General features: G+C 73.0%; 20 protein-coding genes. 8 read left to right on the plus strand and 12 right to left on the minus strand.

Annotated features, from left to right (window positions below; all coding sequences use genetic code 11):
- Positions 1-1,597: 1,597 nt before the first annotated feature.
- Both PWG71_RS15385 and PWG71_RS15390 read right to left on the minus strand, forming a co-directional pair.
- Positions 1,598-2,308 (minus strand): hypothetical protein, encoded by a 711-nt coding sequence (locus PWG71_RS15385; protein ID WP_274810408.1) that lies wholly within the window; start codon positions 2,306-2,308, stop codon positions 1,598-1,600.
- A 45-nt stretch (positions 2,309-2,353) separates the two neighbouring features.
- A complete protein-coding gene (locus tag PWG71_RS15390) occupies positions 2,354-2,977 on the minus strand; it encodes a helix-turn-helix domain-containing protein (RefSeq protein WP_274810409.1) in 624 nt (207 codons plus the stop codon).
- A 243-nt stretch (positions 2,978-3,220) separates the two neighbouring features.
- Here PWG71_RS15390 and PWG71_RS15395 point away from each other — a divergent pair, with 243 nt between their 5' ends.
- Entirely contained in the window at positions 3,221-3,940 is a 720-nt protein-coding gene (locus PWG71_RS15395) for a Clp protease N-terminal domain-containing protein (protein ID WP_274810410.1), read from the plus strand.
- Positions 3,941-3,984: 44 nt separating this feature from the next.
- On the opposite strand, the gene PWG71_RS15400 is transcribed toward PWG71_RS15395, so the two are convergent.
- Positions 3,985-4,755, minus strand: coding sequence for a MerR family transcriptional regulator (locus PWG71_RS15400; RefSeq protein ID WP_274810411.1), 771 nt, complete (start codon positions 4,753-4,755; stop codon positions 3,985-3,987).
- Between the two features lie 338 nt (positions 4,756-5,093).
- On the opposite strand from PWG71_RS15400, the gene PWG71_RS15405 reads away from it, so the two are divergent.
- The gene (locus PWG71_RS15405) at positions 5,094-5,609 is read left to right on the plus strand and encodes a GNAT family N-acetyltransferase (RefSeq protein WP_274810412.1); all 516 of its coding nucleotides are present in this window, start codon (positions 5,094-5,096) and stop codon (positions 5,607-5,609) included.
- A 68-nt stretch (positions 5,610-5,677) separates the two neighbouring features.
- Here PWG71_RS15405 and PWG71_RS15410 read toward each other — a convergent pair whose 3' ends face one another.
- Positions 5,678-7,051: an FAD-binding oxidoreductase gene (locus PWG71_RS15410; RefSeq protein ID WP_274810413.1), complete on the minus strand. Its 1,374-nt coding sequence runs from the start codon at positions 7,049-7,051 to the stop codon at positions 5,678-5,680.
- Positions 7,052-7,312: 261 nt separating this feature from the next.
- Between PWG71_RS15410 and PWG71_RS15415 the strand changes: the two genes are divergently transcribed.
- Together PWG71_RS15415 and PWG71_RS15420 are read left to right on the plus strand one after the other, a co-directional pair.
- Positions 7,313-7,723: a DNA-binding protein gene (locus tag PWG71_RS15415; RefSeq protein ID WP_274810414.1), complete on the plus strand. Its 411-nt coding sequence runs from the start codon at positions 7,313-7,315 to the stop codon at positions 7,721-7,723.
- A 165-nt stretch (positions 7,724-7,888) separates the two neighbouring features.
- Complete coding sequence (locus PWG71_RS15420; RefSeq protein WP_274810415.1) at positions 7,889-8,098, plus strand: hypothetical protein; 210 nt, start codon at positions 7,889-7,891, stop codon at positions 8,096-8,098.
- Positions 8,099-8,177: 79 nt separating this feature from the next.
- Here the strand turns inward: PWG71_RS15420 and PWG71_RS15425 are convergent, their stop codons facing one another.
- Complete coding sequence (locus PWG71_RS15425; protein WP_274810416.1) at positions 8,178-8,720, minus strand: MOSC domain-containing protein; 543 nt, start codon at positions 8,718-8,720, stop codon at positions 8,178-8,180.
- A gap of 456 nt (positions 8,721-9,176) precedes the next feature.
- Here PWG71_RS15425 and dnaE point away from each other — a divergent pair, with 456 nt between their 5' ends.
- Entirely contained in the window at positions 9,177-12,305 is a 3,129-nt protein-coding gene (dnaE, locus tag PWG71_RS15430; protein ID WP_274810417.1) for a DNA polymerase III subunit alpha, read from the plus strand.
- 124 nt (positions 12,306-12,429) lie between these two features.
- Here the strand turns inward: dnaE and PWG71_RS15435 are convergent, their stop codons facing one another.
- The 4 genes from PWG71_RS15435 to PWG71_RS15450 form a co-directional block, all read right to left on the minus strand.
- Positions 12,430-12,837 (minus strand): arsenate reductase ArsC, encoded by a 408-nt coding sequence (locus PWG71_RS15435; protein ID WP_274810418.1) that lies wholly within the window; start codon positions 12,835-12,837, stop codon positions 12,430-12,432.
- 279 nt (positions 12,838-13,116) lie between these two features.
- Positions 13,117-13,761: an arsenate reductase ArsC gene (locus tag PWG71_RS28700; protein ID WP_342455982.1), complete on the minus strand. Its 645-nt coding sequence runs from the start codon at positions 13,759-13,761 to the stop codon at positions 13,117-13,119.
- Positions 13,758-14,438 (minus strand): arsenate reductase/protein-tyrosine-phosphatase family protein, encoded by a 681-nt coding sequence (locus PWG71_RS15445; protein WP_274810419.1) that lies wholly within the window; start codon positions 14,436-14,438, stop codon positions 13,758-13,760. The genes PWG71_RS28700 and PWG71_RS15445 overlap by 4 nt, the downstream gene beginning before the upstream one ends.
- Before the next feature lie 135 nt (positions 14,439-14,573).
- Positions 14,574-15,203, minus strand: coding sequence for a hypothetical protein (locus PWG71_RS15450; RefSeq protein WP_274810420.1), 630 nt, complete (start codon positions 15,201-15,203; stop codon positions 14,574-14,576).
- A 403-nt stretch (positions 15,204-15,606) separates the two neighbouring features.
- Here PWG71_RS15450 and PWG71_RS15455 point away from each other — a divergent pair, with 403 nt between their 5' ends.
- Complete coding sequence (locus PWG71_RS15455) at positions 15,607-16,332, plus strand: Mut7-C RNAse domain-containing protein (RefSeq protein ID WP_274810421.1); 726 nt, start codon at positions 15,607-15,609, stop codon at positions 16,330-16,332.
- Positions 16,333-16,841: 509 nt separating this feature from the next.
- Here the strand turns inward: PWG71_RS15455 and PWG71_RS15460 are convergent.
- Positions 16,842-17,903, minus strand: coding sequence for a DUF6924 domain-containing protein (locus tag PWG71_RS15460; RefSeq protein ID WP_274810422.1), 1,062 nt, complete (start codon positions 17,901-17,903; stop codon positions 16,842-16,844).
- A gap of 207 nt (positions 17,904-18,110) precedes the next feature.
- Between PWG71_RS15460 and PWG71_RS15465 the strand changes: the two genes are divergently transcribed.
- Both PWG71_RS15465 and PWG71_RS15470 read left to right on the plus strand, forming a co-directional pair.
- Positions 18,111-18,503 (plus strand): DUF4158 domain-containing protein, encoded by a 393-nt coding sequence (locus PWG71_RS15465; RefSeq protein WP_274810423.1) that lies wholly within the window; start codon positions 18,111-18,113, stop codon positions 18,501-18,503.
- A 147-nt stretch (positions 18,504-18,650) separates the two neighbouring features.
- Entirely contained in the window at positions 18,651-19,190 is a 540-nt protein-coding gene (locus PWG71_RS15470; protein WP_274810424.1) for a pyridoxamine 5'-phosphate oxidase family protein, read from the plus strand.
- Positions 19,191-19,364: 174 nt separating this feature from the next.
- Here the strand turns inward: PWG71_RS15470 and PWG71_RS15475 are convergent, their stop codons facing one another.
- Positions 19,365-20,270, minus strand: coding sequence for a recombinase family protein (locus PWG71_RS15475; protein WP_342455983.1), 906 nt, complete (start codon positions 20,268-20,270; stop codon positions 19,365-19,367).
- 550 nt (positions 20,271-20,820) lie between these two features.
- Positions 20,821-21,810, minus strand: a complete 990-nt coding sequence (locus PWG71_RS15480) for a YihY/virulence factor BrkB family protein (protein ID WP_274810426.1) — start codon at positions 21,808-21,810, stop codon at positions 20,821-20,823.
- Positions 21,811-21,887: the final 77 nt, after the last annotated feature.

Raw genomic sequence — 21,887 nt, forward strand, 5'->3', positions numbered from 1 at the left:
CTTGGTCGCACCACGCACACCTTCATGCCGCTTGACACCAAACGACATGGGGTGTCTGACCCGCCGGCGGCCCCGGGGCCGCCCCCCGCGACCGGCCGTCGGAGCGGCGGCGGAATCCCGTGCGGTCGCGATCGCGCACCGACCGGGCACGTGAGGGGCGGACGGATCCGGCGGCGTCCCCTGGCAGGCCCCGCGTGTTCGCCGCCTTCGGGCGGGGCGCCCCGCCCGAAGGCGGCACGGGCGCCACCGCACGGGCGACCTACAGGCATACGGAAAGGTCCCCGCACGACGAATCGTCGTGCGGGGACCTTTCCGTATGCCGCCGGACCCTGCGAATCCCCCGATATCGGCGGTCCGGCGCGGGCCGCGCGCCATCCCCCGGGCGCTCGACCCCGCACCCGCGCCGTCGTCTCCTCGGGCCGTGCGGCCTTGGCGGCCGCCCCCGTGGCCCTCGGGCCGTGCGGGTGCTCATCGGGACTTCTACCCGATCCGTCGCGGGTAAACGTCGGATCCGCCCCTTGTCCCCGGCGGGCACCGCCGCAAGGCGGGCCGAGGAGGCTCTTCCCCCGAACTCGCGTCCCCGGGGCGCGCGGCCCGCGCGCGGGTCCGACACCTCCGCGGCCCAGGGCCACGGAGGTGTCGGTGTCCTCACGGTTCCCCGCGTCGGCGATCGGTCCGCCGACGGTGTGAGGGGGCGGCCCTGGGGTCGCGCCGCGGCGTGGGCCGAGGCGTTGCGAGCGGACGGGGACCCGGGGCGGGGTCTTCGACGCGCCTTTGGACCGCGATGACCCTTCCTCGACGGAAGCCGGTCCGTTACCCCCGAAGCGCCTTACGGAGAGCCCACTCGAACAAAGAGGGATTAATACATCATGCGGGGGTAGTAGGCCATAGAACAAGAAAAAAGTGTTCGATTCGTGATCATCGACTGGGTTTTCCAGACCGAACACCACTCGTGTTCCGAGCCGGTCGCGCGAGGTCCCGGTGCCGCCCACGCCAGGTGACGGCGAGGGCCGCCGGGCCGACGACCGTGCCGCGCACGGGAGTCGCGCAGGACACGGACTTTGACATCGACGAGGAGATCGACATGAGGAACCCTCTGAAAAAGGCACAACGCCTGGCGAAGTCCCCTTCGACGAAGGGGCGCTCCAAGCCCGGGAACCCCCTGTCGGGAGGCCGGCGAGCCGCTGGACCCAAGGGCGGGGGGAACCCGCTCACGGGCCCCGGCGGCGGAAGCGGAAACCCCCTGAAGAGGCTGGCGAGCGGCAAGGACCCGTTGAAGGGCCCGGGCGGCCGGACCTCCCCGGGAGGCCGACGGAACCGCAAGAACCCCCTTCAGTGGCTCGGCGACCTGGGCAGGAAGCGCAAGACCCTCTGATCCCCGGACGGGATCGGACCTGAAGGAGAGGGGCCGGGGCGGACCGAGCGAACCCGAAAGGGGCGGTGCCCGACCCCGGGCCATGATGAAGGCCCTCACCCCGGCAAGCGGGGTGAGGGCCTTCAACGTCGTCCGTGGACGCGGCGCGCGACCAGCCCCCGTAGGGGCGGATCCGTTCGTACGGGATGGCCTCGGCGCCGTGGGCGCGGGTGTCCGGCGGGGTCAGCCGAGGGTGTCGTGGCGGTCGCGCCAGGCGGTGTCGGGGACCCGCTCCAGCAGATCGATGAGGGCGTCGGCCCGACCCACCACCCGTTCGGGGTCCAGTTCCCGGTCGTCCCACGACAACAGGTGGGTGCCGGCGAACCGGAACGGCACCGGCGCGTCGGCACCGCGTTCGGACAGTGCGGCCCGGACCCGCTCGCCCAGCACCGCGCGGGCGAAGTCCGCGTCGTCGGTGGCGATGAAGAACCTCCCGTCGAAAACGGGATCGCCCACCTTCAGGTCGCGCACCCCCACGGCCCCCAGGTGCAGGTGCCCCACGTCCTCGGTGCGCACCTCCACCATCGGGGAGCGCGCGGGCAGGGCCACCGCCACGATGGTGTGGACGTGGTCGGTCGTGGTGGTCCGCCGGCCGTCGTGGTGGGAGGTGTTGTAGGAGTACTCGTAGGCCATCACCCGGCGGCCGCGCACCTGGGCGCACAGCACGTGCCGGGTGTGGGCGTTGGAGCGGCGTTCCACGAAGGGGTGCCCCGCGAACCGGTCCACCAACTCGGGGCGTTCGCGGTCGTAGCTCCACCCCTGACGGCGCGCCCGGGCGGCCAACTTCTCGCAGTGCCTGCGCTCGGGGACCGTCCCCACGACACGGAAGGCGATGACGGCGACGGCCAGGACGACCACCGTCCCCAGAACGACGGCCTCCACGACGATATCCACGGGGAACTTCCTTCCACCCAACGGCTCTTGTCAGTGAGACGACCGTCACCGCCCTTCCGGTTCCCGTTCGTTCTCCCCCCGCTTGCGAGAGGACTCGGTGGGCCGCACCCGGACATGGGCACGTTCCCCTTGCGGACCGAACAGGCCCAGGTAGGAGACCGGCCCCGGCCCGGGGTTGAAGAAACCGTGCGGGATGCGGGTGTCGAACTCGGCGACCTCCCCGGCGGTGAGGACCATGTCGTGCGGTCCCAGCAACAACCGCAGCCGCCCCTCCAGCACGTAGACCCAGTCGTGCCCCTCGTGGCTGCGCTGCTCGGCCTCGACGTACCCCTTGGGCGGCGGGATGGTGATGCGAAAGGCCTGGATGCCACCGGGGTTGCGCGACAGCGGCAGGTACTCGACGCCGTCGCGGGTGAAGGGCGGGGTCCGCACCCGCGGGTCCCCCGTTCGGGCGCCGACCAGTTCGTCCAAGGGCACCCCGTGCACCTTGGCCAGCGGCAACAGCAGTTCCAGGGTGGGGCGCCGCCCGCCGGACTCCAGCCGGGACAGGGTGCTCACCGAGATGCCGGTGGCCTCCGACAGCCGGGTCAGGGTGACGCCGCGTTCGCGCCGCAGCTCGCGCAGCCGCGGTCCGACCGAGGCCAGCACCGGGGCGAGTTCATCGTCCATGGGCGCCAATGTGCCACAGACCGTCCCTTCCCCGAAGGACGGACGGGGCGGGTGGCGGGCCTCGGGTCACCGGGGGCGTCCCCACGGTGTGAACGGCCCCTTCGACGGGGACCGCGCGCGGCATCTCACGGGCGCGCGATCGACGGCATACGACAACCCCCACTGGGGGTGCAAGGGGGTTAGCCGGAACCCAGTGGGGGTAGTGCGGGGTTACAGCATACCCCCCCATAAAAGGGCGATTCGATGCCGAAGATCAACGTCTACCTGCCCGAAGACCTCGCCGACGCCGTGCGCGAGAGCGGGATCCCCGTCTCGGCCGTGTGCCAGCGCGCCCTGGAACAGGCGGTGCGCCGCCTCCTCGCCGCCCGCGAGGCCGTGCGCGGCCCGATCCGCGCCGAGGACCTCGACGCCCTCTTCCCCCTGTTCACCGCCCCCGCCCGCACCGTACTGCGCCTGGCCGCCGCGCGCCGCGACCGGGACGCCCACATCACCACCGCCGACCTGCTGGCCGCCCTGGTGGAGCAGGGCGGCGACCTCGCCCTCCAGGTGCTGCGGGCCATGGAGATCGACCCCTCCCACATCACCCACGTCCTCACCGGCCGAGGCGCGGCCGAGGCGCCCGGCCCCAGCGCCCCGCCCGCCTTCAGCGCCCCCGCCACCCGCGCCCTGGAGGCCACCCTGGGCGAGGCCACCGCACTGGGCCACAACCACGTGGGCTGCGAGCACCTGCTGCTCGGCCTGGTCGCCGAGGAGGAGGGGGCGGGCGGTGACGTCCTGCGTTCCCTGGGCGCCGAGTCCCGGCTCACCCGACGCGCGGTCACCGCCGCCCTGGCCGGGTACCACTCCCGTTCACCCCGGGCCGACCCCGGGCCGGGCGCCCCGGCCGACGCGCTCGACTCCCGGCTGGCGCCCCTCCTGGCGCGGATCGAACGCCTGGAGGAGCGGCTCGACGCCCGGGACTGAGCGGGGCCGGGCCGCACCGCGACCCCGGACGGCCGCCGGGACGCTCAGACCTCCTCCGGGCGGGCGAGCAGGTCCAGGTACTCCTGTAGGCGCGCCACCCCCTCGGTCAGGGTGCGCGCCCGCGCCCGCAAGGCCTCCTCCCTGCGGTGGAGCGCCTCCAGCGGGCCACGGCCGCCGCCCTCCCCGCGCAACTCCTCCATCACCGGCCCGATCTGTTCCAGCCCGTACCCGCTGCGCCGCAGCTCCCGCACCACCCGCACGTCGCGCACCTGCTCGGGCCCGTACACCCGGTACCCCGTGCCCGCCTCGCGCACCGGCACCACCAGACCGGCCCGCTCCCACACCCGCAACGTCGAGGGACGCACCCCCACCAGCCGCGCCACCCGACCGATCCGCAGCGCGTCCGACCCCGCCCGCGGCACCCGCACCCCCGCCAGCAGGTCCCCGGACTCACGGGCGGCCGCCCCCTCCTCGGAGACGGCCGCGGCCACCACCGCCAACGCCCGAGCCGCCTCCCGCACCGCCCGACGCTGTTCGTACGCCCGCGCGTAGGCCGCCTCCACCGACTCCAGGGCCCGATCCACCCCGGCGGTGTGCAGCGTCCGCATCACCTCCCCGGCCGCGGCCACCCCCATGCCCGACGCCAGCGCCCGGTAGGCCACCAACGCCGCCAGATGCCGACGACCGAACCGACGCTGCCCCGACTCCGTCCACCGCGCCGGCGGCACCACCCCCGAGGCCTCGCAGTCGCGCACCGACTGGGTGGAGACCCCCACCGCCCGCGCCAGGTCCACCGGCCGCAACCGTTCGACCACTCCCCCGCCCCCGTCCCGAAGAACCGCACCAGAGAACCCATGATCACGCAGCCGGGCCCGGACGCCCACCCCGCGACCGCCGCCCAGGAGCGGGTCCGCCGCCCGAAGTGATACCGCGACCGCGCCCACCGGTGTTAAAATCCCGACCGTTCCCACGGACACGAGGCGAAACGGGAGGTGGGGTCGATGACCGTGGTGCGAACCGCCATCGCGAGCGGTATCCCCCACACCCACTTCTCCCGGGTCCCCGTCCGACCGCATCCGCACGCGCGGCACCCTCCGCGCGCCCGAAGCGCCACCGCCGTCGGACCGGACCCCCGCTCCTCGGAGGGTTCCCCGTGAACACCACCCGCCTGTGGAACACCCGCGTCGAGACCGACGCCGACATCACCGCCGTGCACGCCGTCAACACGGCCGCGTTCGACACCCCGGCCGAGGCCGACCTCGTCGACGCCCTGCGCGCCGACCCGGCCTGGATCGACGGCCTGTCGATGGTCGCCGTCACCGACGACGACACCGTCATCGGACACGCGCTCATCACCCGCTGCCACATCGGCGAGGTCCCGGCCCTGTGCCTGGCCCCGTGCGCCGTCCTGCCCGGGTACCGGCGCACCGGCGCCGGATCGGCCGCGATCCGCGCCGTGCTGGACGCCGCCCGCGCCCGGGGCGAACGTTGGGTCACCGTCCTGGGGCACCCGACCTACTACCCGCGCTTCGGGTTCGGCCGCGCCTCGCGGTACGGGATCGGGCTGGGCATCGAGGTCCCCGACGAGGCCCTCATGGTCCTGTCGTTGGACCCCGACGACGTTCCGCCCGCCGGCACGATCCGCCATCCCGCACCGTTCGGCATCTGAGACGGTAGGGCCCCATGGAGGTCCGACCACAGGGGGTGTGCGGGGACGCGAACGTCCCCGCACACCCCCTACCCGAAGACCTTGCCGGGGTTGAAGACGCCCGCCGGGTCCAGCGCGTTCTTGACCGCGCGGTGCATGTCCAGCACGTCCGGACCCAGCTCCCGGGCGGCCCCGCCCCTCTTCAGCAGGCCCACGCCGTGCTCACCGGTGACCGTGCCGCCCAACGCCAACGCCTCGTCCACGATGACCTCGAACGCCTCCTTGGCCCGCTTCTTCGCCTCCTCGTCCCCGGCCGGGACGATGAACAGCGGGTGCAGGTTGCCGTCACCGGCGTGGGCGATGTTGGCGATGTGGACCCGGAGGCGGCGCCCCGTCTCCTCGATGCGCTCCAACATGTGCGGGACCAGCGCCTTGGGCACGCACACGTCCTCGGTCAGCAACGGGCCGAGCCGCTCCAGGGCCGGGTAGGCCAACCGGCGCGCGGCGAACAGGGCCTCGGCCTCCTCGGCGTCGGTGGAGCGCACCGCGTAGCCGGCGCCCTCGGCCTCGAAGCAGGCCAGGATGGCGTCGGCCTCCTGCTCCCCGGCCGCGCCCGGCTGGTCGCTGCGGGCCAACAGCAGCACCTCGCCCTCCGCGGACAGACCCATGTTCTTCCACTCGTCGACGGCCTGGAGGCAGAACCGGTCGATGAGTTCCAGGGCGGAGGGGATCACCCCCGACGCGGCCACCGCAGCGACCGCGCGCCCGGCGTCGGTGAGGGAGTCGAAGTAGCCGATCACGGTGTGCTCCACACCGGAGCGCAGCGGGCGCATCCGCAGGGTCACCTCGGTGATCAGGCCCAACGTGCCCTCCGAACCCACCATCAGCCCGGCCAGGTCGTAGCCGGTCACCCCCTTGGCGGTACTGCGGCCCAGGCGCACCACCCGTCCCCGGCCCACCACCGCCTCCATGCCCAGCACGTAGTCGCGGGTGACCCCGTACTTGACGCAGCACAGGCCGCCGGCGTTGGTGGCGACGTTGCCGCCGATGGTCGACCAGGGGGCCGAGGCCGGGTCCGGCGGGTACCACAGGCCGTCCTCGGCGACCCGTCGACGCAGGTCGTCGTTGACCACCCCGGGTTGGACGACGGCGCTCTGCTGAACGGGGTCGACCCTCAGCACCCGGTCCATCCGCTCGAAGGAGACCACCACCCACCCGTCGACGGCGTTGGCCGCGCCGGACAGGCCGGTCCCGGCACCACGCCCCACCAGCGGGACGCCGTGCTCGGCGCACAGGGACACCACGGCGGCCACGTCGGCGGTGTCCCGGGGGCGGACCACCGCCTCGGGCCGCCCGTGGGGGGCCCACTCGGCCTCGTCGTGGGCGTACCCCTCCATGATCTCGGGGTCGGTGACGACCTGGTCGGCGCCGATCGCGGCGACCAACCTCTCGGCGATGGACATGGTCCTCCTCGATGCGATGGGCCGGCCCCGGGATGGACGCCGCCGACCAGCACCCTAACGATCACCCCGGCGGGGCCCGCCGCGCACCCGGGAGGGAGCGGACGACGGTCCCGGTCACCGGTGGCACGGGTGGGGTCTTTCGGCGGTGTCCCACCCGGACGGGCGGACTCGGTCGGCCGCGGACGGACCGCGCACCTCTTGTAAACATTTCGTTGAAAATTTTATGTTGACAACCTTGGGTTGTGCTTCGATGCTGGAGGCATGACCTCGACCGGACTCACCCCGCCCGACCCCGACCAGGCCCGCAAACGGCGTACCCACCAGGCCCTGACCCGCATCACCGAACGCCACGCCACCGGCGAGGACCGCGCCCGCTGGGAATCGCACTCCCGACCCATGGCACCCCTGGACGCCCTGCGCCGCGTCTGCGACCTGGCCGCCGGCAGCGCCATCCCCGACGAGGACCGCCCCGGTGTCGACACCGAGGACCTGATGGCCGCGCTCACGCTGCTGCCCCTGGCCCGCGCCGAATTCGACCAACTCGAACTCGGCCTGCTCCAGATGACCAAGGGACGCGACATGACCTGGCAGGACATCGCCTTCGGCCTGGGCCTGGGATCGGCCCAGGCCGCCCGCCAACGCCACGACCGCCTCACCCGACGCACCCCGTGAACCGGTGCGGGCCCCCTCGGGAGCGGTCCCCGCCCCCCGCTCACCCCAGGACCGGGTGAGCGGCCCGCACCACCCCGCCCACCGCGACCCGGTGGTGGAGACGGTCCTGTCCGCTTCCCGGGGCGGCGACCGTCCCGGACCCCGACGTGACCCGCCCGCGCCGACGTGTCCACCCGTCTGCGCGGGGACACCGGAGCCCACCCGCGGGGGCGCCGCCGCCGGGCAGGCCCTCCCCTCGCCCGCCCCGCCCAGGACACCCGTCCCGTCGTCGACGGCCCACCCGGATTCGTCCCCCGCCCCGGGGGCGGCCCCGCGCCGCTGTTCACCGTCGCCGACGGCAGGATCCTCGGCACCGACATCCGGGCCCCCACCTGATCGCCGCCCCGGCCCGAGGACGGCGGTGGCCGCACCCCCACCGGGGTACGGCCACCGCCCCTCGGAAGCGAAGACGTCCTCAGACGCGCTCCAAGGGCAGGTGCGGACCCTCGGGGGCCACGGCCTCCACGGCCATCCCCGGTTCGACGACCCCGCCCGCCACCACGATCCCCATGATCCCGGCCCGACGCACGATCCCCCCGTCCGGGCCGCGCCCCACCACCTTCTTCAACAACCCCGGGGAGAACGCGTCGATCTGCGCGCACGGGTTGCGCAACCCCGTCACCTCCACCCGCGCCCACGGCCCCAGACACAGGACCGTCCCCCGGGACAGCCCCAACAGGTCGATACCGCGCGTGGTGACGTTCTCCCCCAGTTCCCCCGGAGCGACCGCGAACCCGGCGGCGGCCAGTTCCTCCAGCAACTCGGCGTGGATCAGGTGCACCTGGCGCAGGTTGGGCTGCGTCGGGTCCACCGCCACCCGGGACCGGTGCTTGACCCTCACCCCCAAGTGCGCGTCGCCCTCCACACCCAGCCCGGCCAGCAACCGCACCCGTTCGCGCACCGGCTTGCCGAAGGTGTGCTTCGCGCCGCTGCTCACCGATTCCACGATCGCGCCCACACGCCCCGCCCTTCGCCGTCCCGACATCCGAACGCCACCCTAGACCCGCCCGGTGTCCCCCCACCGGGCCGACCGTCCCCCGGGGGAACCCGCCAACGGTCCCGGAGCGGACTTCCACGGTGATGGGGGCCGCCGGCGGGGGGCCGGGCGTGTGCGGTTCCGGCACCCGCCATCGTCCCGGCGACCGGACGGCGCACCGACATCAGGATCCGGCGGGTGGGCACGGCGGCCCCGCGTCCGCACTGGAGACGGGCACCGACGAACCACCGGAGATGTTCGACGTCCCCTCGGCGTCCGTGAGCCCCCACCCCGCAAGGGATCCCTGTGCGATCAGGGGCTCCGGTGCAGGTCACCGGGTTTTCCCCGAGTCCGGACAGCGCTATGGTTTTCGAACACAGATTCGATTTCTGCGGCGTTCTTCCCCGGGACGCAGCATGGGAGGGGAGGGGTGTCGGCGTGCACCTGCGGGTCGCCTCGCACTACTCGTTGCGGCACGGCACCGCCGCCCCGGCCGCGCTGGTGGCCGCGGCGGCGGCCGCCGGACACACCACGGCGGCCCTGACCGACCACGACACCCTCATCGGCGCCACCGAACACATCGCCGCGTGCCGCGAGAGCGGGCTCGGCCCGGTACTGGGCGCCGACCTCGCGTTGGCGGTGCCCGGCGGAGGACGGGCCACCGTGCTCGCCCGCGGCGGCACCGGGTGGACCGGACTGTGCCGCCTGGTCACCGCCGCCCACCACGGCCCCGCCCCCGCCGCCATCACCCCCACCATGGCGGGCGAACACCCCGACGGCCTGGTGGTGCTCCTGGGACCGGACTCCGACGTGGGCCGCGCCCTCGCGCACCGCGCCCCCACCCGCGCCCGCACCGCCCTGGACGCCTGGACCGCGACCGGCGCCGAGATCGCCCTGGCCGTCCACGACCACGGCGCTCCGGGACAGCGGCAGACCGCCCGTGCCCTGCTGCGCCTGGGCGATGAGACCCGGACCCTGGTGGTGGCCGCCAACGCCGTCCGCTACCCCACCCCCGACGGCGCCCCGCTCGCGGCCGCCCTGGACCGCATCCGCCGCCACGCCCCCGGAACCCCCGACCTGGAGCCGGAGACCGGCCGCGCCCACCTGTCCACCCCCGACGAGCTGCACGAGAGGGCGGTGGAGGTCTGCGCCGGCGACACCGCCCGGGCCCGCCGTCTCATCGCCCACACGAAGGCCGTGACCACCTCCTGTGTCCTGGACCCGGCCGCCGACCTCGGTATGGGACGGGCCCACCTGCCCCGGCGGGCCGACGCCCGCGCCGAACTGCGGGCCCGCGTCGCCGACGGCGCCGCCCGCCTGGGCCTGGACCGCTCCCCCCGCGCCCGGGAACGCGCCGCCTACGAACTGTCCGTCATCGACCGGCTCGGGTACTGGTCCTACTTCGTCTCGGTGGACGACGCCGCCCGCGCCATCGGGGAGAAGGGGATCCGGTGCGCGGCCCGCGGGTCGGCCGTGGGGTCCCTCATCGTGCACCTGTTGGGGATCAGCCCCGTGAACCCCCTGGAGCACGACCTGCTGTTCGAGCGGTTCCTCACCCCGTCCCGCGCCGCACTACCGGACATCGACCTGGACGTCGAATCCCACCGCAGGTCGCAGGCCTACGACGCGGTGCTGGCCTCCCACCCGGGCCCGGCCGGGGCGGTGGCGATGGTGGACACCTACCGCGCCCGCTCCGCCCTGCGCGACGCCGGGACGGCCCTGTCGATGCCCGCCGCGGAGGTCGACCTCATCGCCTCGACCATCCCCCCTGTGCGCGCCGACAGGATCCGGCGGACCGTCGCCGAACTGCCCGAGCTGCGCACCGTCCGGGGTATCACCGGCCCCCTGGTCGCATCGCTCTACGATCTGGCCGAACGTCTCGCCGGACTGCCCCGGCACCTGGCGATGCACCCCTGCGGGCTCGTCCTGGGCGGTGCGGACCTCGCCGATCGGGTGCCCTCCCAGCCCTCCCGCGCCGGTCACCCCCTCCTCCAGGCCGACAAGCACCACGTCGAGGCCTGGGGCCTGCTCAAACTCGACGTGCTGGGGGTGCGCACACAGTCCGCGATCGGCCACGCCCTGGACCAGATCCAGGCCACCACCGGCACCGCCCCGGACCTGGACGCCATCCCCGACGACGACCCGGCCACCCTGCGCCTGCTCGCCACCTCCACCACCCTCGGCTGCTTCCAGGTCGAGTCGGGCGGCCAGCGGGAACTGCTGTCACGCCTGCGCCCCCGGAACACGGCCGACCTCATCGCCGACATCAGCCTGTTCCGCCCCGGCCCGGTGGGGGTGGACATGGTGGGCGCCTACCTGGACGGCCGTGCGGGCCGCCCCCGCCCCGCGCCCCATCCCGACCTGGACCCCGTCCTGGCCGAGACCGGCGGCGCCGTCCTCTACCACGAACAACTCCTGCGGGTACTGGACGTGTTCACCGGGTGCGGGCTGGACACCGCCGAGGCGATGCGCCGCGCCCTGTCCACTCCCCCGGGCCTGGAACAGGTACGGCAGCAGTTCCACGCGGCGGCCGCCGAACGCCACCGTCCGCCAGAGGCCACCGCGCGGGTATGGGAGATCGTCGACGGCTTCCGGTCCTACGGGTTCTGCCGCGCGCACGCCGCGGCGTTCGCGATCCCGGCCCTCCAGACGACCTGGCTCAAAGCCCATCACCCCGCCGCGTTCTTCGCCGGGCTGCTCACCCACCACCCGGGCATGTACCCGCGGCGCACCTTGATCGCCGAGGCCCGCCGGATGGGCGTGCGCGTCCTGCCCCTGGACCTGCACGCCTCCGGAACCGCCTGGCGGGTGGAACGGGTCGGCGACCTGGTGTGGGGCGTGCGCCCCCCGCTCGGCGACGTCGGATCCCTGATCGACGCCGACCTCGACCGGATCCTCACCGAGCGCCCCTACACCGACCTGCGCGACGTCATCACCCGCACCCGCCTTCCCGTACGGGCCCTGGACGACCTGATCACGGTCGGCGCCCTGGACGATCTGTGCGGGGTGGGGGTCCCCGGCGGGCCCGGGCGGCGCGACGTCCTGTCGCACGCCCACACCCTGATCCGCGCCCGCGGCCGCACCACCACCGCGGGGGAAGGCCAGTTGGCCTTGGGCGCCGCCCCCGCCCCCATCCCGCGGGGACGGGCCGATCCGCCGAGCCACGCCGATCGGCTCACCGAGGAGGCCCGTGTCCTGGGGTACGAGATCAGCGGTCACCTGCTGGACGCGCACGTGGAGCGGCTCGGCGCCCTCGCCGCCTCCCCCGGCGGGCTGGTGCACGCCCGCGACCTGCACCGCTGCCCCGACGGCTCCCGGGTGACCGTGGCCGGGAGCCGGATCGGCTACCAGACCCCGCCCACCCGCAGCGGCCGCCGGGTCGTGTTCTTCTCCGTGGAGGACCGCACCGGCCTGGTCGAGTGCGCGATGTTCGCCGACACCGCCGTCCACGCCGCCCACGTGCTGGCGTCGGAGAAGCCGGTGGCCGTGCGCGGGCGGGTGCGCCGCTCCGCGCCCGGAGCGCTGCCCACGCTCACCGTGACCGGGGTGCGCCCCCTGTCCGGGTGATCCCGAACGGCCCTCGCGCCCGGCGGCGCAGGCCGGACGGCGGTCACGGTCCGGTCGGTGTCCGGGAGGACCCCGTCCCGGGATCGTCCGCTCGGCGCCGGCCCCGAGCGGACCCGGGGCGGGCTCAGACGGTGACGCCCAGTTCCTCCAGGAGCGTGCGGACGCGCTTCTCGATGTCGTCCCGGATCGGGCGGACCGCGTCCACACCCTGCCCGGCGGGGTCGGTCAGGGTCCAGTCCAGGTAGCGCTTGCCGGGGAAGACCGGGCACACGTCACCGCAGCCCATGGTGATGCACACGTCGGAGGCCTCGACGGCGTCGATGGTGAGGATCTTGGGCTTCTGGTCGGTGATGTCGATGCCCACCTCCTTCATGGCCTCGACCACGGCGGGGTTGACGGTCTCGGCCGGGGCCGAACCCGCCGAGCGCACCTCCACGCGGTCGCCGGCCAGATGCCGAAGCCAGGCGGCGGCCATCTGGGAGCGGCCCGCGTTGTGAACGCAGACGAAGAGCACGGACGGGGTGTCGGCCATGGGGGTTCCACCTTCTCTTACGGGTCCGACCCGGTCGTCGGTCCGGGGCGGCGAACGATTCGCATCAGCCTCGAATGATATGGCATCATCAGTGGGCGCTGACATCAGTGAATGCTGATCTGATCGGGGTGTCGGGCGACCCGCCGTGGATCCGGGAACGCGCCGAACGCACCCGTCCGACCATCCACGCGCCCCGCCCGGGGCCGGTGTACGTGTCGCCGGCCCTTTCCCGGGCGGGGGTCCGTCCGGCCCGGGAGCCGGACGGACCCCCGCCCTGTTTCAGACGGTGATCTCCAACTCGGCCAGCAGGGCGCGGACCCGCTCCTCGATGTCGTCACGGATCGGCCGCACGGCGGCCAGGTCCCGGCCGTCGGGGTCGTCCAGGGTCCACTCCTCGTAACGCTTGCCCGGGAAGATGGGGCAGGCGTCCCCGCAGCCCATGCTGACCACCACGTCGGCGGCGCGCACCACCTCATCCGTCCACGGCTTGGGGAACTCGGTGGAGATGTCGATGCCGACCTCGTTCATGGCCGCCACCGCGGCCGGGTTGACCTCCCTGCCCGGCTCGGACCCACCCGACCAGGCGATGGCCCGGTCCCCGGTCAGGTGCCGGAAGAAGCCCATGGCCATCTGGCTGCGCCCGGCGTTGTGCGTGCACAGGAACAGCACGACCGGACGACCGTCGTTCACCTTGTTCTCGACCCGCGCCAGCGCGCCCAGCCGCTGGCGGGCGAACCGCTCGGCCAGCAGGGGCAGGAACTGGGCGATGGTGGCCCGGGCGGCGAACTGGTCGTAGCTGGAGTGCAGGAACCGTTCGATGGTCTCGGTGTTGAACACCCCGGCGAACTCTTCGGCGAGCCTGCGTGAGGCCACTCCCAGGGCGTACTGCTGGTCGACGGTGAACTGGCGGGGCTGGGCGGTCATGGTGTTCCTTCCGGGTGGACGGCGGGGGCGAGCCGCTCGACGCGGTCGCTGATCTGGGAGAAGGCGTCGTCGAAGGCCGCCTCGGTGCCGGCCCGCACGGGGTCGGGGACCGACCAGTGCAGGCGGGCGCGGGTGCGGGGCAGCTCCTCATGGGCGCTGTCGCAGACCGCCACGACCAGGTCGTCCTGACGCAGCACGTCCTGGACGTGGGCGGTGTTCTCGGCCTTCAGGTGCAGGCCGTGGCGGTGGGCGACGGCGACGGCGCCCTCGTGCACGCGCTCACCGGGACGGGTCCCGGCCGAGACCGCGGGCACCGGGCTGCGGTGCCGCCACAGGGCGGCGGCCAACTGGGAACGGGCCGAGTTGCGGGTGCACACGAACACCACACGCGGGGCGCGCAACAGAGAGGTCGGGACCAGGGCCCCGAACGCCTCGGGCAGCAGGCGGATGTAGACGCGGCGGTGGTCGGCCTCGGAACGGGTACGGGTGGTGAGCCCGGCCTCGGCCAGGACCCGCAGGTGGTGGGCGATGAGGTTGGAACGCATCCCCAACCGTTCGCCCAGCTCCGAAGGCGAGGCGTCCCCGGTGCACAGGGCGTCGGTGATGGCCAGGCGGGCGGGATCGGCCAGGGCGGCGTGGAGCGCGGCCCTCCGCTCCAAAGAAAACTCAGCGTTCATTGACTCAATGATCACTGAGTAAAATCGGGTGGTCAACCGCCTTCACCGCGAATACCTCCCGTGTTCACGCACGGGTCACTTCGACCCGCCGACGCGAACGACCCGAAGAGACCCACACCCCCCCGACCCACCTCATCACGGGAACCGCCAAGCCCCCCGCCACGGACCGGCCTGAGCGGACCAGACCACCACGGCACCCGCCACCAGGGCCGCCTGATAGGGACGGACGGCAACGCCCTCGGCCAGGACCTCCAACGGCGAGGTGTCGCGCAACCGGACGTGGGCGGTGGAGCACAACCCCGCCTGAGCCGCCAACGGATCGGCGTCCGCGCGCACGGACAACAGGTGCGCCCACCGGGCCGCGTCCGGCGCCCCGGGCAGGGGTTCGCGCCAGGCCCGGTACAGGACCACCCCGCCATGAGCGGGCGCCACCTCGGCCCACACCCCGCTCAACGGCCCCGGATCGGGGGCATCGGCCGGACCACGGGGAGCGAACCGGTAGAACGGCCCCGGGGCCCGCTCCACGTGAGGGACCCGCGCCAGATCGGCCAGACCGTCCGGGTCCAGGGTGGGCGCCAGCAGAGCGCGTTCGGCCCCGGTCAGACCGATGCCCTCATAGGCCAGGGTCAGCACCAACGCGGATTCGGCCAGGTAGGGCTCACCGCAGGCGTAATGGGTGCGCACCGTCTCCAACAGATCGTCACCGACCCGCCCCGCCAACCGGGCGCACAGGTCGGTGATCGCCGCGTAGGTCGCCGTGTCCACCGCCGCACCCTACCGGCCCCGAGGAACCGGGCGACGGCGGCGACCGAGCCACCGAGGAGTACCCGTTCGCGACCGCCCTGTTCGACGACCGGGGCCCGCACTACCGTGGGGGATCGCCGATCGATGAGCAGTGGATGCTCACCGCCGCGACTTCGACCCGCTCCAGAGCGAGAACGTGTCCGTGCGCGTGGGCAGCGACGACTCGGCGAAGGACGGATACCGCGCTGCCCGATCGCCCCGAGCACGGTCGGTTCCGCGGGCATCACCCCCACACCGGTGTTCCAGCGCCGGCACACCAGGCGGCCCCGACCGGCGGGACGTCGCCTCCACCGCAGCCCACGAACCCCGGCGCCGGCGAAAAAAAGGGGAGTGGCGGAGCACGCACGATGGCATACTCAGGCCGATGGAAACCACCCTGGAACTGCGCTTCGCGCCAGAACTACGGTTCTTTCTGGCCCCGCGCCACCGGAACGGAACCCTGCACGCGCGCGCCGACTCCACCTCCACCCTGGCCCACCTGGTCCAGTCGCACGGCGTGCCCATGACCGAGGTCGGCACCCTGCTCCTGGACGGCCTGCCCGTGTCGCCCGGCACCATCCCCGCTCCCGGACAGACCGTGGACGTCGCTCCCCCGGACCCGCCCCAGGCCGTCCCCTTCCCCTTGCGCTTCCTGCTGGACGTGCACCTGGGCACCCTGGCCCGGCGACTGCGCCTGCTGGGCCTGGACACCGCCTACGACAACGACCGTGACGATCCCTCGCTGTTCCGGCAGGCCAACGCCGAGGAGCGGGTGCTGCTCACCCGTGACCGCGGACTGCTCAGCCGCACGGGCCTGCGCGCAGGCGCCCACGTCCGGCACACCCGCCCCGACGACCAACTGCGCGAGGTGCTGCACGGGTTCGCACCGGACCTGGACCCCTGGACGCGCTGTCCGGCCTGCAACGGCGTGCTGGTCCACGCCGAGAAACAACAGGTCACCGGCGACCTGGAGGCGGGCACACGCGCCGCCTACGACGCGTTCGCCCGCTGCCCGGACTGCGATCGGGTGTACTGGCCCGGGGCCCACCACTCCCACCTGGCCCAGATCGTGCGCCTGGCGCAGGAGACGGTCTGCGCCCACCGGCCCTGAACCCATCCCGCCGCCCGGGAGAACACCGTCCAGCAGATCGCCGACCTGTTCAAAGTGCCCCGTTCGACCCCCGGTCACGGTGTGCGCGTTCACCACCCCTGGTCGAAGAGGACCGACGGTGACCTCACAGGACACGTTCTCGGTACTCGACTCCGAAGAGGTGACCACGACCGAACCGGCACAGCGGCTCCTGCCCGGCGCCCGGACGTTCCCCCGGATAATGGGCATCTCCGAGGACCAGGCCCGGCCTCCCTCCCGGCCGGGCAGCGCGCCCCCCGCATCCGCACGGCCTCGCCGACCTGATCCCCGGACCAGCGGTGCGCACCTGCGCACCGCGCCGGCCCGTGCTCCAGGCCCCGCACCGGTCATCGCCCAGGCGCCGGGGCACCACGACAAGACCACCACCCGGGTCGTTGCCCAGTCCGGGGGGAACCGGGAACCGCTACGCCCCCGGCGACCGCTCACCGTGATCGCGGTGGCGGAAGCCACGGAGAACACGGATCACTCGATCACCGGCTCCACCAGGACCGCCTCTCCCTCTCCGTCATGACCGCCGGCCCGTCCGGCGAGCCCTGACGCATCCAGTCCGAGATGTCGTTGTTGCCGATGAAGAGGTTGGCCGCCATGCTCCGCACCTTGTCCGGGGGCAGGCGGAAGGACCACCCGACGTTGTCCTCCAGGGGCACGACCAGGACGGTGCGGTCGGAGCCGCCCATGGAGGCCTGGTCGGCGATCACCACCACTGCCTCGCCCGTCTCCTCTTCTTCGTCCTCGTTCGGGCGGACGATTGCCATCACCTGTTCCGGTGTGGCCCCCGCAAAGGCCGGGTCGTCCACGATCTGCACGTAGGGCTGGTGGTCCTCGGGGGTCTCGATCCGGGGGTCGAGGCGGTCCGCGTCCGCCGCGAGCGCGGCCCACGCGCGGTCGTCGCTGAAGTCGGTGCGCACGAGCAGCCCCCAGTTGTTCTGGGTGATCACGGGCAGGGGCGCGGCGGGCGGCTGGTAGCAGGGCGGGTGGTCCGCGGTCTCCAGGACATCGCCCATCACGTCGGGGGAGCCGTCCAACCAGTCCTCGTAGGACTCGCCGGGTTCGAGTTCGACCTCGGCGGCGCCGCACTCCTTGTGGTGATCCAGGGTGTCTTCGATGCCGGGGCGGTGCATGACCAGGTAGGTCATGGCCACCTGGCGGGGCGTGATGCGAAATCGGTAGAGGTCGTCGTCGCTGGGGAGGAAGGCCGTGAGCGGGCGCAGGGCGGGATCGCGGGTGGTGCCGCGGTCGGCGATCAGGACCAGGTCGGGCAACCAGGCGCCCTCGCCGCTCAGGGCCTGGGACACCTCCACGGGGACGGCGCCCCGCCAGGCGGGGTCCTGGGCCACGAGCAGGCGCCGGGGGATGGGCCCCCGGGCCGGGGGCAGGGGCTGTCCGGGGGTGTGGGCGACCATGCCGGGCAGTGCGCCCATACGAGAGAGCACGTCGTTCCAGGTGGTGTCGTCGCAGTCGCCGCGGACCAGCAGCGCGCCGGGCACGCGCCCGGTCTCGCCGTCGGGGGGCAGGGGCAGGGCGGGGTGCATCAGGGGGCCTCTTCACGGTCGCGGTGTGCGGTCCGTCCCCTTTTACCGGGCGGGCCCGACAAACCGGCGCCCCCGCGGGGTCTGGGAGCGCACGACCACCGAGCCGCGTTCGTTGGGGTGCCGTTAACGAACGTGTCACCAGCCGCAAACGAGGCCGGTTTTGCTGATTGACCCCCGCGAACCGCGAGCGTTCGGCATGATGCGGTCATGGCGCGCCGATCCGTGGGCATGGACGAACTGGTCGAGCACTGGACCCTGCTGGACGAAGAGCAGCACCTGCTCTTGGGCAAGCGCGACGCGACCCGGCTCGGGTTCGCCCTGCTGCTGAAGTACTTCACCGGCAACGGCCGCTTCCCCCGCGGCCGGGTCGAGTTCGGAGACGAGGTGGTCGCCTTCGTCGCCCGGCAGGTCAAGGTGCCCGCCGCTGACCTCGGGTTCTACGAATGGTCCGGGCGCACGATCGAGTACCACCGCGAGTGCGCGCGCTGCTGGTCGAGCGCGAACGCGAGGCGACTGTTCTGGAGCCACGTGCGCCCCTACGGGGAGGTCCGCCTCGACCTGCGATCGCGCCTGGACATCGGCCAGACGGTATCGGGGTGAAAGCGGGTCCGCCGCGGGGATCCTCAGGCGGCCTTGAGTGCGGTGGGTGCGCGCCCGGCACGCCGTCGAGCGGTACCGGCTGGCGGCGACCGGTCGGCGACTGCGCACTGAGCCGACACTGTCAGTGGGAGCCGATTAACTAGCCCAATGTTCGAAACTCCCGACGAGCTCCACAGCCTCCAAGTCCTGCTCGACACCTCTTTGGCTGGCTCCAGCAGCCACCTCAAATCGATCATCCGGCCAGGTGAAAGCACCTTGGACGCCGATCAGGTTGTCCGAGTCCGCCAAGGCATGTGCACCCTGGCCATCGCCACAGTAACCCGGCGCGGTGAGCCACGCATCAGCGGCGTCGACGGGCACCTCCTGCACGGCCGTTGGATCGTCGGCACCCACCGCCAGGCCGCTAAAGCCCGTCATCTCGCGGCGCGGCCCGGCATCAGCGCGACCTTCATGCGCGGCGAGCAGCTCGGCATTTTCACGCACGGACACGCCGTTCCGCTGAACCCCGAGGGGACGAGCAGCGACCCGACTTGGCCGAGCGTCCGTGACTACCTCGTCAACCACTACGACGGCGACGGCGATGATCCGTTCTGGGACGAGAACGTGTGGTATCGCATCGACCCCAGCTGGATGGTCGCCTACAGCGCCGACCCCGTCGGGCTGTTCGACCAACAACCGTCAGTCTGAAGAGAGCTCGCGCGGGTCCACCTCAGGCCGTCACGGGGCTTGAGCAGCAACCGAACGGCCAGTGGCGATTGGCCGCGCCCCGACGGTTCACTAACGCCACTGGCCGTTCTGATCCAGGCGGCCGCGCGCAACCGCTGGCCGTGAGGCACGAACTCCTCCGGCGGCACACGGTCCTCAGCGCGCGCCCGGATCCTTCCCCGCGGTCAGGGCGGCGCGGCCGCCGGACAGCTCTGGGACGTTCTTGTAGATCGTGGAGCGCGATACCCCGAGCAGGCGGGCGATGGAGGCGACGCTGTTGTCGGGGCGGGTGAGCAGGTCGCGGGCGTGGCGGACCTGCTCGGCCGTCAGGGCCGGCGGGCGGCCCAGCCGCTTGCCCGCGTCGCGTGCGGCCTCCAGGCCCTCGTGGGTGCCCTCCACGATGAGTTCGCGGATGAACTCCGCGAGCGCGGCGAAGACGTGGAAGATGAGGCGGCCGCCGGGGGTGGTGGTGTCCAGGGCCTCGTGCAGGGAGCGGAACCCCACCTGCTCGCCGCGCAGTTCGCCGACCAGGGCGATGAGGTCGGCCAGGGAGCGGGCCAGGCGGTCCAGGGCGGGCACCACCAGGGTGTCACCGGGGCGCAGGTAGGCCCGGCACGCCTTCAGTTCGGGGCGGTGGGCGTCCTTGCCGGACTTCTTGTCGGCGAAGATCCTGGCGCACCCGGCGGCCTCCAGCGGATCTGGCGGTCGAGCTTCTGATCGCGGGTGGAGACGCGGGCGTAGCCGATCAGCGCACCACCGCCGTGGGCGGGCGCGGGGGCCAGCGGGTCGTCGGGGAGGATGCGAGCGCGGTCCATCCCGGAAGCGTAGGGAAAACCCCGTGGCGCGAGTTGGTGAACACCGCAGGTTTCCACCACGTTTTTGCGACAGGAATCCGCCGGACGGGCCCCTCCGGCGACCCTCTGGGCGACCTGTCTGAAAAACGTTGGTTTTCTGAAGACCCCGGACGCTCACCGGTCCGTCGGCGGAGCCGTGTCCACCCCACGGTTCATGACACTCTCCTCGTTGACCGCGCCCGGCCTTCGCCCGGACCGGACCCCGCACAATATCGTTTCGTTGTAAACGTTAGTACTAAAACGTATTTGATTACGTTGACCCCAGGGGGCTCCGAGAACCCCGGAATCCTGACCCACGATAAGTGGGCCTTATAATGATGTACATCTTGTATTGCTACATAGATGGCACACAGCGACCGGATTACGTTGGCGCCCCCACCCCACCCCTCGCGCGAAGGGGCGAAAACGAGATGGGTACAGCCACTGCTGTACCCATCGGGGCGGGGTCCGGTCACCGCCCGCCGAGGGCGGCCCGCACGCGCCGTGGTCGCGGGGGCCGACCCGTGCTCACGGCGGGCGCCCCCTGGAAACCGGCCCTGACGGGTCCGCCCCCGGTGCGCGGTCGGCGTCGCCCGCGCACCGGCCGCCTCCACGGCCCGCGCCCCCGCGACCACGGCGGAGAGCGACCGCCGGGGCGAACGGCCGCCCCGGAGCGGCGCGCCGTCACCGGGCGTCGCGTGAAGCGGATCGCCGGCCCGGCCCGCGCGGTGACACCACCCCGCCCGCACCGACCGCACACGGCCCGTGGTGCGCGACGCCTACACCGAGCGCTGCCTCCCCGGGGCGGGACGGCGCTGCTCGGGCACATCGCGCATCTCGACGTAGGGTTCCTCGCCCTCCGGCAGGCCCGCCTCCACGGCACGGCCCCGCTCGACCTCGGCGTTGAACTCCTCGCCCAGCAGGATCGCGATGTTGGTGATCCACAGCCAGACCAGGAAGATGATCAGCGCCGCCATGCTCCCGTAGGTCCGGTCGTAGTTGCCGAAGTTGGCGACGTAGACGGCGAACAGGGCCGAGGCGACCAGCCAGATCCCCACCGCCAGCAGGCTGCCGGGGCTGAACCAGCGGAACCCGTGCCGGGCGTTGGGGGAGGCCCAGTACAGCAGCGCGATCATGAAGACCACGATCAGCAGGAGCACCGGCCACTTCGCGATGTCCCACACCGTCGCCACGACCGGCCCCAGACCCAGCACCTGCCCGATCCTCTGCGAAACGACGCCCGTCGCCGCGATGGCCAGCACCGTGAACGTCAGCAGGACGACCAGCAGCAGGGTGACGCCGACGCGGACGGGCAGCGTCTTCCAGACGGGCCGCCCCTCGGGGACGTCGTAGACGATGTTGGACGCCCGCATGAAGGCGGCGATGTACCCGGAGGCCGACCACAGGGCGATGGCCAGGCTGATCAGACCGACGATCCCGGCCGCGGCCGGGTTGCCCTGGAGGTTCTGGATCGCGGAGGTCACCACCTCGGCGACGTCCGCCGGGAGGACCGCTTCGGCGTTGTCGGTCAGGGTCCGCGTGGCCCCCGGACCGGCCAGGCCGAGCAGGGACACCAGGACCAGCAGGGCCGGGAAGAGGGCCAAGAGCCCGTAGTAGGTGAGTCCCGCCGCCAGGTCGCTCAGGTTGTCCTCCCGGAACTCCCGGAACGTCCGCTTCAGGGCCTCCCACCAGGAGAACGTCGCCGTCCCGGTCGGGGCCGCCGCCGGCTCCGGCGCACCGGCGTTGTGCTCGTTCGACTGTCGCGTCATCGGTCGCTCCCTTCCTCTCGCCGCCCCACGCCCCGCCGCACGGGCGCCGACGCATCGCGCCCCCGACCGGGACGACG

Origin of the sequence: Nocardiopsis sp. N85 (assembly GCF_028882275.1) — a bacterium.
GTDB classification, from domain to species: domain Bacteria; phylum Actinomycetota; class Actinomycetes; order Streptosporangiales; family Streptosporangiaceae; genus Nocardiopsis; species Nocardiopsis lambiniae.